This is a genomic window from Clostridium sp. ZBS2 (assembly GCF_023845855.1).
GTDB classification, from domain to species: Bacteria; Bacillota; Clostridia; order Clostridiales; family Clostridiaceae; genus Clostridium; species Clostridium aquiflavi.
Map to the genome: position 1 here is coordinate 41,783 of NZ_JAMQIF010000035.1, position 13,978 is coordinate 55,760.

Genomic DNA, 13,978 nt, shown 5'->3' on the forward strand with positions numbered 1-13,978 from the left:
AGTTAATCTCTTTGAATACCTCTTTGATTTTGATAATCATAAAAGCGATAAACAGTATCTTTAAAGTTGTTAACAGTTAAGTTATTAATATCTAAAGCTTCAAGAGTTTTTTCATTATACCAGCTAACTGCTGCCTCATCTATATGAGTTGTGTCACCTTTTTTGTTTATGGTATCACCACTAACGACAATTCCAAATAAGGTATGTCCAAATTTTTCGGGATAAAGGGTATATAATGATTTGTAAAGTTCTACACTTGCATTAATTGCAGCTGCTTTTAATTCATCACTATTTCTATAAAAACCAATGTTTATGTATATAGTGTAACTATTGTTTGAAAAGAGTATTCTACTTAAATAAGGGTTATCTTTTTTGCCAAAAGTTTCGGTAACACATGTACTAACATATTGGTTAATTGTAAGTTTACTATAATCGGTAGGAGTACAGTCATTTTTAGAAAACGTAAAATTATCTGAATAACTTTCAACATTTTGCTCATAAGTACCATTGTTTTTTTCTGAGTTTACACCATTATCTTTATAATTTTCAGTATTATCATTAGAAGATATATTTTCATTTTTAGATATAAATAGATTTTTAATCTTATTATTAATAAAGCTTTGATCAATAATTATGATAGGCTTTTGCAAAGTCACATATGTTGAAATACTATATGCTAATATAAAAATTAATGAAAGCATTATATTTCTTAATTTGAATTTATGTGGAGGTTTAATTTTAAATTCCATTTAATCACACCTTTCAGTAAAACCAAGTTAAATTATAACATATATGATAAAAAAATATAATTCATATATAAATTGAAACAAATAGGATATGTATACTAATAAAAAATTATGGATTTGGGCTAGATAAGTAGTCTATCTCTTTTTCTATTTTAATTTTCAAAATAGAAGATATTCATACATAAAGTACATTGTGGATACTTTATCCAAATAAGTTAAAATATATTGACATATAATATTATACGACGTATAGTATTATATATAGGGTATATTATACGTTGTATAATATATAAGAAAATATAGTATAGATATAGGAGGTAAAGGAATGGCTTTTCAATTAGGAGCAGCTTTACTTGATGCTTGTGTGTTAGCAGTTCTTTCAAGGGGAGATACTTATGGATATGTTCTTACTCAACAAGTACGATCCATAATGAATATATCAGAATCAACACTTTATCCAGTGCTCAGAAGATTACAAAAAAATGAATGTCTAACAACATATGATCAAGCTTTTCAAGGAAGAAATAGAAGATACTACAAGATAACGGAAAAAGGAAAAACTATGCTTAGTCAGTATCTTAATGAGTGGGAGCAATATAAAGAGAATGTTGATAAAGTTCTTTTAGGGGGGATATTAGGAGATGAATAAAGAAATTTTTATTCAAGAGTTAAGAAAAAAATTAAAGAGATTACCAAAGGAAGAAATAGAAAATGCAATAGGGTATTATGTAGAATACTTTGAAGATGCAGGAGTAGATAATGGTCAAGATATTTTAAAAGAATTGGATTCTCCTTCAGTTATCGCATCACAGTTGTTATCAGAGTATGCATTTAAAAATGATGAGATAACTATTACTAAACCTAAAAGAAGTATTTCTTCAATATGGTTTATTGTCTTAGCAATATTAGCTGCACCACTAGCATTACCATTAGCATTCACACTTATAATACTAGTAGTAACTATGATTATAGTTGCAGGAGCTATTATTTTTACATTTATAGTTACGACAATTGCATTGATAGTAGCAGGAGTTGTTACTAGTTTTGCAGGATTTGCAGTTATTACTCAAGGTTTTTCAACAGCCATTATGTTTATTGGAATTGGATTGGTATTAATTGGAGTGGGATTATTAGTGTTAGTGTTGAGTTCAAGATTAGTACCGAAAATATTTAAAGGAATTGCAACATTAGCTAGAAAATTATTAAATAGAGTTAAGAAATCAAATAAGAAGGAGGAGCTATAATGGTAAGAACAAAGAAGAAATTGTTAATATGTTCAATATGTATGATTGGAGTAGGATTAATCCTTGCTGTAATAGGCTTCTCAATGGGAGGAAAGTTTGGAATTATAAGGGATAAATCAGGATATAAGATTTTGGACAAAGAAGATGGAATTGTAAAAATTGAGGCGTCATCTGATTTTAAAAGTATAGAGATTAATTCAACTGTAGATAAAATAGATATAATAAAATCATATAAGTATGGAATTGAAATTGAATATAATAGCAATGAAAATGATGTTAATTATTCAATTAAAGATGGAAAGCTAGTAATACAGGGAAATAAGTCACAAGATACATTCAATAATATAAGTTTTGGTATAGGCAACACACATATACCTAGTTATATTAAGGTATATGTTCCTGATGCGGCTGATTTAGATACTATAAATGTGAAATCAAGTAATACAAAGATCACTATGGATAGTATTAATGCTAATGAAATTTCTATAAATTGTAATTATGGAGAAATAAAGTCAAATAATCTTATAGCTAATGGACTAAAAATAGCATCAAATAATTCAGATATTGATTTAGATGGAGAATTTAAAGGGGTTACTAGTATATCATCACATTATGGAGATATAAATCTTAGAACTAATATATCTAAAGAACTATATAATTATAGTACTTCATGTGATTATGGTGATATAAATATAGATGGAGATAAATTTACAAATAAGGTTGAGAAGAATGGTAATAATAATGCTCAGCATAGTATAGATATTACTAGTAATAATGGTGATATAAATGTAAATTTTAAGTAATAGATATGAAATGATTAATTTATAACAATGTATGAATATATTTTAGATGTGATAATTGAAGATAGTAAGAGAATTTAGTTTATTATATAATTTAGCTATTAGAAAAATTTTAATTTATATATAAACTAATTAAGAAATAAATATAGACGTTTAATAATTAAATAAATAGTTTATAAATATGAAAGAAAAACAATTTAAAGATATAATAAATATTTTTATGATACTTATTTATGATTTTTAACGTGTTTTATAGGAGGAAGTAATATGAAAATTGGAGTTGTAGGAACAGGTGTAATTGTAGAAACTTTTTTACAAGCAATATCAAAAGTTGATGGAGTAGAGTGTATTGCATTATGTTCAAGAAAACTAAGTAATAGGACAGATGAACTTTATAATCAGTATAATATACAATCTATATATAATGATTATAAAGAGATGCTTGAAAATAAATTAATAGATTTTATTTACATAGCATTACCTAATAGTCTTCATTATAGTTATACATTAAAGGCTTTAGAAAATAAAAAGAATGTAATTTGTGAAAAGCCATTTACATCTACTATAAAAGAGAGTGAACATTTAATAGAGGTAGCTAAAGATAATAATCTATTTTTATTTGAAGGAATTACAACAATATATTTACCTAATTTTATTGATATTAAAAATAAACTTAAAGATTTACAAGATATAAAGTTAGTTCAATGTAATTTTTCTCAATATTCAAGTAGATATGATTCTTTTATGAATGGAGAAATACCTAATGTATTTAATCCAGAATTTTCAGGGGGAGCTTTATATGATATAAATATTTATAATTTGCATTTTGTTATAGGTCTTTTTGGAAAGCCTGTAGATGTAAGATACTTAGCTAATACTGCTTATAATGGGATTGATACATCTGGCATAGTTACATTAAAATATAAAGATTTTGTGTGCGAATGTGTTGGGGCAAAAGATACTATGAGTCCAAGTTTTGTTTATATACAAGGTAGAAACGGATATTTAAAACTAGATAGTTCAACTAATGAATGTCTTTCTTTTGAAACTTGTATAGATGGTAAAGTCAGCAGTTGCAATAATCAAGAAGATTCTAATAGAATGGTATATGAGTTAAAGAATTTTAAAGAGATTTTTGATAATGATAATAAAGATATGTGTTATAAATTATTAGAGCATTCTTTAAATGTAGTTGAAACTGTAGTAAAAGCTAGAAAAGATGCAGGAATAGTATTCCCAGCAGATAATATCAACACTATTTAAAAATATAGTAGATATTAATTTTGATATAAAGATATGGTTAGATTGTACTTTTACATCATCAATAGAAAGAAGTAGTGAAGATAAAAAAGAACTATATGAAGATTATTTTATGTAGCTTCAAAGGCAACATTTTTCAATAGATAATCATAAGGGGAAGTCAGATATAATAATAAAAAATGATAAAGTGCTAGAAAATGATCCGGAAGTTTTTGTGGACTTATTAAACAACAATGAATTATTAAAAAAGATGAAATGGTTATATGAACCATCAGCATGGAAATTCAGAGAAGATGGCATTTTTGTAGAGACTGATAAAATAATAGATTTTTGACAAAGAACTCATTATGGTTTTAGAAATCATAATTCTATAGAAAAAAATTGAGGAATTAAAATAAATAGATAAAGTAGTTAGGAGAACACTTATGAAAAAATTACTATTACCACAAAGTGCAAAGGTGACACCAAAAGAAGTATTAGATGAAATTAGTAAATTTGAATATATTAATAAAAGTCCATATAGTTTAAGTTATTATAATGTACCAGGAGTTTCTTGGGATTATAAACCAGAAGGAAGTTTAAGAATATCAGATCATTGGAATTTTGTATCTCATGGAAACAAGCATTGTCTTTTAGCTGATATAGAAGAAGAAATACAAAATAACTGGATATTAGCAAAATATATAGATGGTCAATATCATATTTTAAAAGAGTTTGGGGAAAATGTTTCTGGATATAGATTTATTAAAATAAATAAAAATGAATTAGAGTTCCTTAAATATCTATATAGTAAAGGAGGTATAGTTAGTTCAAAGGAGATATATAGATTATATAGTGATAGACCTAAATTAGCCAAGGAAGGTCATACAAAGAATAAAAAATCATTATTAAAAAACATAGGTGAAGAGAGATTTAAAAAATTTAAACAAGAAAATAAAAAAACAAGAAAAGTAGTTTTTATTGAGGAAAATAATATGAATATAATTCATAAAGTATTAACTTTATATGAAAAGAGTATTGAATTTGATGAACTTTGTAAGACAGAGCAAGGAGTTAATGAATTGATTAATAAATATAAGGCTTATAAATTTAAGAGTGATGAGCTTGAATCATTTGAAGAAATATTTATTTTAGTATTAGATAATGGAATGGCTATCAATAAAAGGTAAAAAGTAGAATTAATTATTTTTTAAATAAACTTAAAAGCCAATACTTAACAACACTAAGTATTGGCTTGAAATTTTTAATTATTATATCCAAAATACCGATACTCTAATTTTGACACCTATCCCTCGATAGGTGGGTGTCCTCACAGATGTTTCAATCACCTTTAATGCCGTAAAAGGACTCACATGAAAGTACATTTCTTCATCTAAATATTGAACTCCCAAAATTTAAATGTAGGTTCAAAATAAGAGTTGACGAATATTTCAGAAAGTACAACCACAACTATTTATAAACAGTTGTTCTTTGCTATGAGATTATAATAACATATTTAAATTTTCTGTACAAGAGATATATAATTGGTAATTTAGGAATATAAAATAAAATAAAATAGCAAGTTAAAGATAGGATGTATACATTTTTTATATAAAAATATATAAAGTTATATTACAACTTGGAGACATTTAACAGAAGAAATCATATTATGAAGTAATTAGGCAGATGAAAGAAAATAACAAGTCAGATATACTAGTATACTGACTGGTTATTTTTATGGATATGCCTCAATTCTTTTGAAAGGTCGAAAATCATGTATAAATTAAGAGATAGTGATAATTATAGCTTAAATGATTATTCAAGCACTAAATGTGATAATAAATTTAAAGTCTTTGGAACAGGTACAGTAAGTTTAAAACCAGATGGAGCGGAAGTGGTAATTGGTATTATAACAGAAAATACACAATTAGAAGTAGCACAAGAAGAAAATGCTAAGATAACTCAGCAAGTTATAGATAGTATAATGGGAATGGGAGTATTGCCTAAATATATACAGACTCAAAGTTATAATATTAGACCTAATTATGATTATATTGATGGAAAACGAGTTTTTATAGGTTATCAAGTAAGTAACTATTTAAAAATTTTTGTTAGAAATATTAGTTCTGTAGGTGAAATAATTGATACTGCAGTAAAAAATGGTGCAAATACTGTAGGTGATATTAGGTTTATTGTTTGGGATCAAACAAAGCATTATTACGAAGCATTAAACTTAGCTGTTGAAGATACTCAAAATAAGGCTAGTGTTATAGCTAATAAACTTAAAGTAAAATTAAATATTATACCAATACAAATAAATGAGCAGGATAAGGGGAATATAACTCCATTAACATTAATGAATGTTAAAGCAGTAAATGGAGCTACACCTATTGAAGCTGGAGAAAATAAAGTAACTGCAGAAATTGAAGCCGTATTTATATATACTGAGTATTAATAATTATATAATAATAATGCAGTTAAGTTAGTAAAATGGAACCTATAAAATAGACACTTAAAAAAGACTATTTTGATAGGTTCTTTTTCTCTCAATTTTATTTATAACTTAATGCAAAAAATATAAATTAAAATTTATTGTCAGATTTACTTCACATAATACGAATGGTATTGTGTAAGAATAAATTTTAAGGCATACTGACGTGTTATTTTTTGAATATGCCTAAAGGAAAGGGCGGTGAATATCTATTTCTGATATTGAGTTATTAGATTTACTTAATAGTGATTTTGAAAAAGGATTAGAAGAAATTATGGATTGCTATACACCTCTTATTTATACAATAGTATCTAATAAGATTTTAGGAATATATTCTAAAGAAGACATAGAAGAATGTGTAAGTGATGTATTTATGGAAATATTTAATAATAGAAATAGAATTGATCTTAATAAAGGTTCTATTAAGGGTTTTTTAGCAACTATAGCAAAAAGAAAAGCCATAGATATGTATAGAAGAAAAGATGCTAATAAAAGTTTATTTAGTATATCTATGGATAATGTATGTTGTAGTAGTCATAGGGATGATGTTATTAATTTAGTATCTAAAAAAGAAGAGTATTCAAAATTAATAGATACAATAAAAGCTCTTGGAGAACCTGATAGTGAAATAATTATAAGAAAATATTACTTAAATCAAAGCTCAAAAGAAATTTCTAAGGATATTAATTTAAAAGTTAATGCTATTGATAAAAAGGTATCAAGGTGTATAAAAAAGTTAAAAAAGATGTTAGGAGGAATTTTGTAATTTGGAAGATAGATTATCAAATATATTAGATGGTTTAAATGTTGAGGATACTACAGTTCTTTTGGAGGAAGATATTAATTTATCTATAAACTCATTTTCTAAAAGGCGTATTATGAAATCTGTAAAGAAAAAAGTTAAAAACAAAGGAAAAAATCATAATTTTATGAATGAATTTTTAGGGGGATTTTTTATGAAAAGAAAGTTAATTTTAAGTGGAGTAATGTTATGTTCAATGGTAATAATAGGGGGTGGAGGATACGCTTATGCTAATACTCCAGTAGCATATGTAAGTCTTGATATTAATCCAAGTGTTGAATTAGGTGTAAATAGACTTGACCAAGTTGTATCTGCTGAAGGATATAATGAAGATGGTAAAAATATATTAGAAAATACAGATTTAAAAAATGATAATGTTAATGAAGCAGTGGGTACATTAATTGAAAATGCTATTGATAAAGGTTATATAACTTCTGATAATGAGGCAGTTATATCACTTACAACTGCTACAGATAATGCTACAATTTCAGAAGAACTTGAAGACTCATTAAAAGTTGCAGCAGATGAAGTTTTAGATAAAAATGAAATTCAAGCAGAAATTGCAGAAGATAATATTGCATTACAAAGAAGAGATGAAGCAAGAAAACTAGGAATAACACCAGGTAAATTAAATCTTATACAAAAACTTCAAGCATTAGATTCAAATATAAAAGTAGAAGATTATAAAAATCTTTCTGTAAAAGAAATACAAAAGAAAAATAAAGAATTAAGAAAAGTAACTAATGAAGAAAATAGTGATAAAATAAATGACGATTTAAATAACAATTATGAAAACAATATTTCTGATGAAGAAATAGAAAATAAAATTCAGCGAGAAGATTCTACTAATTATTTAGAAAAAGAAAATGTACTTAGACAAGAGAAGAAGAATAGTGATAATAACAGTAATAACAATAAAGATAAAGAGTTTAATCAAAATAAACCAGAAAAACAAGAAGAAAATAATTCTTCAAATTCAAAAAATGATAATTTAAATAAAGCAGAACAAAAAGAGAATAATAATTCTTCATTAAATTCACAAAGCAAAAATTCAAATAAAAAGTAAATAATAATCATATGCCGCACCATTATTTATACACTGCGTTTGAAAATGGTACATGGCTAAAAAATCGACGGCTTTAAAGTGACCTTGACGATTTTTTTTAAGAGTTTATATATATAAACTCTTATTTTAATGGTTAAATATAGTGTATAATATAATTAAAGAGTAATTATCTTTACATAAAATAAATTTTAATGAAAAACTTAAAATTATTTAATATGATTTTAAATTTAGGGAGTTGATATTATGTCACACAAAAAGAATACATATATACAAAGTTTATTAGGTTCCGTATTTTCAACTTTTAGTGAAGGTGAATTGAAAGAAATAACAGGAAATGAAAAAAGAAGTATAGCTATTTGCGGAAAAATAAATAATCCAGGAATAATAGAAGTTCCAGAAGGTGCAACGCTTAGAGATATATTAGAGCTTTGTGGAGGTCTTGTACACAATAGTAGTTTTAAATCTGCTCAGATAGGAATTCCTTTTGGTGGTTTTTTAAATGAAAGTAGCTTGGACAAAGAATTTGATTTTGGATTATTTTATGAAAATATTAGTAGAGCTATTATTGTTTTATCAGAAGAAGATTGTATAATCCAATATGGAAAATTTTACATAGAATATTTGCTAGCAAAAATTAAAGATGGTACTTATGAAAATTATAAAATAGTTAAAGATGAAATAACTAGAATGCTTAAGGTTTTAGACAGAATAAGTAAGGGTGTATCTGATATGCGTGATGTGTATATTTTAAGAAGTCTTGCAGATATTGTAAAAGATAAGATGAATCAAAAGCATAATATAATGGAAGAAATAGTTGAAAATTTTTATGAAGAAATAGAAGAACATATAGAAGAAAAGAAATGCTATACAGCACAATGTAATCATCTTATAAAGTTAACAATTACAAAAAAATGTATTGGATGTGGAAGCTGTAAAAGAGCTTGTCCTGTTGACTGCATAGAAGGAGAATTAAAAAAGCAACATAATATAGATTACAACAAATGTACTCATTGTGGAGCATGTATATCAGCTTGTCCTGTTGATGCTATAACAGCAGGAGATAATACAATAAAGTTTCTTAGAGATTTAGCTACACCTAATAAAATTGTAATTACTCAAATGGCACCAGCTATAAGAGTTGCAATAGGTGAAGCATTTGGATTTGAACCAGGGGAAAATGTAGAAAAGAAGATAGCAGCTGGTCTTAGAAAATTAGGAGTGAATTATGTTTTTGATACTACTTGGGGAGCTGATTTAACTATAATGGAAGAGGCCGCAGAACTTCAAGAAAGACTTGAAAAATATTTGGCAGGAGATGAAAGTGTTAAGCTTCCAATTCTTACTTCATGTTGTCCTTCATGGATTAAGTTTATAGAAAATAATTATGCAGATATGTTGGAAGTTCCTTCTTCTGCAAAATCACCGATGCAGATGTTTGCTACCATAGCAAAAGAAATATGGGCAAAGGAAAAAGGGCTTTCAAGAGAAGAAGTAACTTCAGTTGCTATTATGCCATGTGTTGCTAAAATATATGAGGCATCAAGAGTAGAATTTTCGGTAGATATGAATTACGATGTTGACTATGTAATTACTACAAAAGAACTTATAAAAATATTTGAAAATTCAGGAATAGATTTAAAAGAAATTGAAGATGAAGAAATAGATACTGTTATGGGAGAATATACTGGTGCTGGAATTATTTTTGGTAGAACTGGAGGCGTTATAGAAGCTGCCACTAGAACAGCAATTGAAAATATGACAGGAAAAAGAATTGATAATATAGAATTTGAAGGCCTTAGAGGATGGGATGGATTTAGAATTTGTGAACTTGAAGTAGGTGATCTTAAGCTTAGAATAGGGGTTGCACATGGACTTAAAGAAGCTGCAAAGATGCTAGATAAAATAAGATCAGGTGAAGAATTCTTTCATGCAATAGAAATAATGGCTTGTGTAGGTGGATGCGTAGGTGGCGGTGGTCAACCTAAAATAAGAAAAAATAAACAACAAGTTTTAGAAAAAAGGGCAGAAGGATTAAATGAGATAGATAGAAGTAAAGTGCTTAGAAGATCTAATGAAAATCCAGAAGTAATTGCTCTCTATGAGAAATATTTAGATCATCCATTAAGCCACAAGGCTCATGAATTACTTCATACAAAGTATTTTCCAAAAGTTAAAAAAAGATAATCCATAGGTAAACATAGGATGTTTATTTTAAAAATTAAATTTATAACCTAAAAAAGTTAGCAATGCAAAAAATCAACCTGTAGTTAATATGGGTTGATTTTTTTATTTTTAAATAAATCACTTATTCATATCAAGTATTTTATATAAATTTATTATACATAATATATAATGTAAAGAATAAGAAAATTAAATTTCTAAATTTTAAAAGTTTTATGAAATTATACTAGTATTTTATTTTTAAAAGTTGTAAAATAATATTAATTAAATAATAATAAATATCATTTAATATAAAATGTTGAATTTGGGAGGGCAATTTATGTATGATGTTAGTATTATAGGAGCAGGAATAGTTGGATCAGCTATTGCTAGAGAATTATCAAAATATGATTTAAAAGTGTGTCTTATAGAGAAGGAAGAGGATGTTGCAACAGGAGCTTCAAAAGCAAACAGCGGTATTGTACATGGTGGATATGTAGCTAAATATGGAACTTTAAAAGGTCAATTATGTATAAAAGGAAATAGTATGTATAGTCAGCTTGAAAAAGAACTTAATTTTGGATATAGAAAACCAGGTGCATTAGTAATAGGATTTAATGAAGAAGATGAAAAGAAAATAGAAGATTTATATGAAAATGGTTTAAAAGTTGGATGCAATGATTTAGATATAATACATGGAGATAAAATAAAAGAATTAGAACCTCATATAAATAAAGAAGTAAAAGTTGCATTATATGCTAAAAGTGTTGGAGTAGTTTCTCCTTATGAGATGACAATAGCACTTACGGAGAATGCAATAGAAAATGGAGTAGATTTAAAATTAGAAACAACAGTATTAGGTATAGAGAAAAAAGATGAAGCTTTTAAAATAAGTACTAATAATGGAATAATAGAGAGTAAGTATGTTGTAAATGCAGCGGGGCTTTATAGCGATAAAATAGCTAATATGATAGGATTAGATCAATTTAAAATATTGCCGAAAAGAGGACAGTATGTACTTTCTACAAAAGATCAAGGATATCTTGTAAATAGAGTTATCTTCCCAGTTCCTACAGAAAAGGGAAAAGGAATACTGGTTACTACAACTTATCATGGGAATTTTATGATAGGACCTGATGCTGAACAAACAGATGATAGAGAAGACATAGGAACAGATAAAGAAAGTATTGAAAACATAATAGAAACAGCAAGAAAGTCTATACCAAATTTTGATGTGAGTAAAGCTTTAACTACTTTTGCAGGGGTAAGAGCAGTTAGTAGTTCAGGCGATTTTGTCATAGGTGAAAGTAATATTAAAGGATTTATAAATGCCGCAGGCATAGATTCACCAGGGGTAACATCTTCACCAGCTATAGCAGAAAAAATAGTTGAAATTATTAAAGAATCTGGATTAAAGTTAATTAAAAATGAAAGATTTAATCCGTATAGAAAACCTATAATAATTAAAAAAGACAAAGATTTTGCTGGAAAGATAGATGATGAAGATCCAAAGAAAAATATAATATGCAGGTGTGAATGTGTGACTGAAGCAGAGATAATAGATGCAATGAATAGAGGGATTCCAATAAAATCTACAGATGCTATAAAAAGACGTACAAGAGCAGGAATGGGATTTTGCCAAGGTAATTTTTGCAGACCTAGAGTAAAAAATATAATATCAAGAGAGATGAATATTCCAGTAGAAGAAGTTACAGTAAGAGGAAAAAATGAAGGAGAACCACCTAAAAGAGTAAATATAGATATTATTAGAAACTGCGATAAGTAAAATAAAAGTAATTTGTAACAATTTTTTATACTCGTTACATAATATATAGCACAACAAATGAGGTGGATGGCAGGAAAAAGATACAGTGAATAATTGTGATACACATATATAATGTAAATGAAGTTATTTAAATAGAGGCTATTGCAAAATAATATGCAATAGCCTTTGAATTTATATTAGAATCTAAAATCACGTTTTCCTTCATTTAATTCTTCTAAATGTTTAATTACTACCTCTTTAACTTTATCACTTGGAATTCTAGTAATTTCTTTTTCTATTACTTTTTCACCATTTTTCTTAGTTTTTGAAGAAGCATAATCTTCTAAGTATTCTTTTAAAGTCATTAAAGCGTTTGGTTGACAGCAGTTAGCTATTTGCCCAGATTTAACAAGACTCATAAACCTATCTCCAGTTCTTCCTTCTCTATAACAAGCAGTACAGAAACTAGGAATGTGCCCCATCTCTAATAACCAATTAACTATTTCATCTAATTTTCTATTGTCATTTACATCGAATTGAGCAGAATTATCTTCTTCTTTTTCTTTTTCAACGTATCCACCAACGCTTGTACAAGAACCACCACTTAATTGTGAAACACCAACTTTTAAAAGTTTTTCTCTTGCTTCTTGAGATTCTCTTGTAGAAACAATAATTCCTGTATATGGTACTGCAATTCTAAGAATAGCTACTATTTTTTCTAATAATTCATCTGAAATTGCATTTGCAAAATCTTCAGGATTTATATCATCAGCAGGTCTTATTCTAGGAACACTTATAGTATGAGGGCCAACTCCTTTAGCAGCTTCTAAATGTTCAGCATGCATTAATAGACCAACAAAATCATATCTATAAAGATTTAATCCAAATAAAACACCACAACCAACATCATCAATTCCACCATCCATAGCTCTATCCATAGCTTCTGTATGATAAGCATAATCATGTTTTGGTCCAGTTGGGTGAAGTTTTTCATAAGCTTCTTTGTTATAAGTTTCTTGGAATAAAATATATGTTCCAATTCCAGCTTCTTTAAGTTTTCTATAGTTTTCAACTGTTGTAGCTGCTATATTAACATTCGCTCTTCTTATAGCACCATTTTTATGTTTTATGCTATAAATAGTTTTTATACTTTCAAGAACATATTCTATTGGATTATTAATAGGATCTTCTCCAGTTTCTAAAGCAAGTCTTTTATGTCCCATATCTTGAAGAGCAATTACTTCTCTCTTAATTTCTTCTTGAGTTAATTTCTTTCTACTTATATGTTTGTTTTGATGATGGTATGGACAATAAGTACATCCATTTACACAATAATTTGATAAATAAAGAGGTGCAAACATAACAATTCTATTTCCATAAAATTTTTGTTTTATCTCTTTAGCTAAATCATGTATTTTGGCTATTTCTTCATCTAAATCACATTCAAGTAGTACAGCAGCTTCTTTATGAGAAAGGCCTTTATATTCTTTTGCCTTTTCTAAAATTTCATTAATTAAAACTTTATTTCTCTTATTTTCTTCTGCAAACTTAAGAGTTTCTAAAATCTCTTCGTTATTAATAAATTCAGTTGCTATACTTGATTTTACATTATACATGTCAAACATCTTCTTTCCATATTAATTTTATTAAAGCTGTTCTGACAAC

At 26.9% G+C, this 13,978-nt stretch carries 12 protein-coding genes and 1 other RNA gene; 10 read left to right on the forward strand and 3 right to left on the reverse strand.

Annotated features, from left to right (window positions below; all coding sequences use genetic code 11):
- Positions 1-2 precede the first annotated feature (2 nt).
- Positions 3-749, reverse strand: a complete 747-nt coding sequence (locus tag NG918_RS15815) for a hypothetical protein (protein ID WP_252212130.1) — start codon at positions 747-749, stop codon at positions 3-5.
- 322 nt (positions 750-1,071) lie between these two features.
- On the opposite strand from NG918_RS15815, the gene NG918_RS15820 reads away from it, so the two are divergent.
- The 5 genes from NG918_RS15820 to NG918_RS15840 all read left to right on the forward strand — a co-directional run bounded on the left by NG918_RS15820 (position 1,072) and on the right by NG918_RS15840 (position 5,219).
- Positions 1,072-1,395 (forward strand): PadR family transcriptional regulator, encoded by a 324-nt coding sequence (locus NG918_RS15820; protein ID WP_252212131.1) that lies wholly within the window; start codon positions 1,072-1,074, stop codon positions 1,393-1,395.
- Complete coding sequence (locus NG918_RS15825; RefSeq protein ID WP_252212132.1) at positions 1,388-1,990, forward strand: DUF1700 domain-containing protein; 603 nt, start codon at positions 1,388-1,390, stop codon at positions 1,988-1,990. Before NG918_RS15820 ends, NG918_RS15825 begins: the two co-directional genes overlap by 8 nt.
- Positions 1,990-2,793, forward strand: coding sequence for a DUF4097 family beta strand repeat-containing protein (locus NG918_RS15830; RefSeq protein WP_252226999.1), 804 nt, complete (start codon positions 1,990-1,992; stop codon positions 2,791-2,793). The genes NG918_RS15825 and NG918_RS15830 overlap by 1 nt, the downstream gene beginning before the upstream one ends.
- A gap of 264 nt (positions 2,794-3,057) precedes the next feature.
- Positions 3,058-4,053, forward strand: coding sequence for a Gfo/Idh/MocA family protein (locus NG918_RS15835; protein ID WP_252227001.1), 996 nt, complete (start codon positions 3,058-3,060; stop codon positions 4,051-4,053).
- A gap of 422 nt (positions 4,054-4,475) precedes the next feature.
- Positions 4,476-5,219 carry a hypothetical protein gene (locus tag NG918_RS15840; protein ID WP_252227003.1) on the forward strand — a complete coding sequence of 248 codons (744 nt, stop codon included), beginning with the start codon at positions 4,476-4,478 and terminating at the stop codon, positions 5,217-5,219.
- An 80-nt stretch (positions 5,220-5,299) separates the two neighbouring features.
- On the opposite strand, the gene ssrS is transcribed toward NG918_RS15840, so the two are convergent.
- Positions 5,300-5,490: non-coding RNA, 6S RNA (gene ssrS / locus NG918_RS15845), on the reverse strand.
- A gap of 313 nt (positions 5,491-5,803) precedes the next feature.
- On the opposite strand from ssrS, the gene NG918_RS15850 reads away from it, so the two are divergent.
- From NG918_RS15850 to NG918_RS15870, 5 genes are all read left to right on the forward strand, one after another.
- Positions 5,804-6,484 carry an SIMPL domain-containing protein gene (locus tag NG918_RS15850; protein WP_252212135.1) on the forward strand — a complete coding sequence of 227 codons (681 nt, stop codon included), beginning with the start codon at positions 5,804-5,806 and terminating at the stop codon, positions 6,482-6,484.
- Positions 6,485-6,794: 310 nt separating this feature from the next.
- Positions 6,795-7,286 (forward strand): sigma-70 family RNA polymerase sigma factor, encoded by a 492-nt coding sequence (locus tag NG918_RS15855; RefSeq protein ID WP_252227005.1) that lies wholly within the window; start codon positions 6,795-6,797, stop codon positions 7,284-7,286.
- A gap of 1 nt (position 7,287) precedes the next feature.
- Complete coding sequence (locus NG918_RS15860) at positions 7,288-8,388, forward strand: anti-sigma-I factor RsgI family protein (protein ID WP_252227008.1); 1,101 nt, start codon at positions 7,288-7,290, stop codon at positions 8,386-8,388.
- Positions 8,389-8,631: 243 nt separating this feature from the next.
- Positions 8,632-10,572, forward strand: coding sequence for a [FeFe] hydrogenase, group A (locus NG918_RS15865; protein ID WP_252212138.1), 1,941 nt, complete (start codon positions 8,632-8,634; stop codon positions 10,570-10,572).
- A gap of 316 nt (positions 10,573-10,888) precedes the next feature.
- Positions 10,889-12,334 carry an NAD(P)/FAD-dependent oxidoreductase gene (locus NG918_RS15870; RefSeq protein ID WP_252227010.1) on the forward strand — a complete coding sequence of 482 codons (1,446 nt, stop codon included), beginning with the start codon at positions 10,889-10,891 and terminating at the stop codon, positions 12,332-12,334.
- A 176-nt stretch (positions 12,335-12,510) separates the two neighbouring features.
- On the opposite strand, the gene hydG is transcribed toward NG918_RS15870, so the two are convergent.
- Positions 12,511-13,929: a [FeFe] hydrogenase H-cluster radical SAM maturase HydG gene (gene hydG / locus NG918_RS15875; protein ID WP_252212422.1), complete on the reverse strand. Its 1,419-nt coding sequence runs from the start codon at positions 13,927-13,929 to the stop codon at positions 12,511-12,513.
- Between the last annotated feature and the right edge of the window lie 49 nt (positions 13,930-13,978).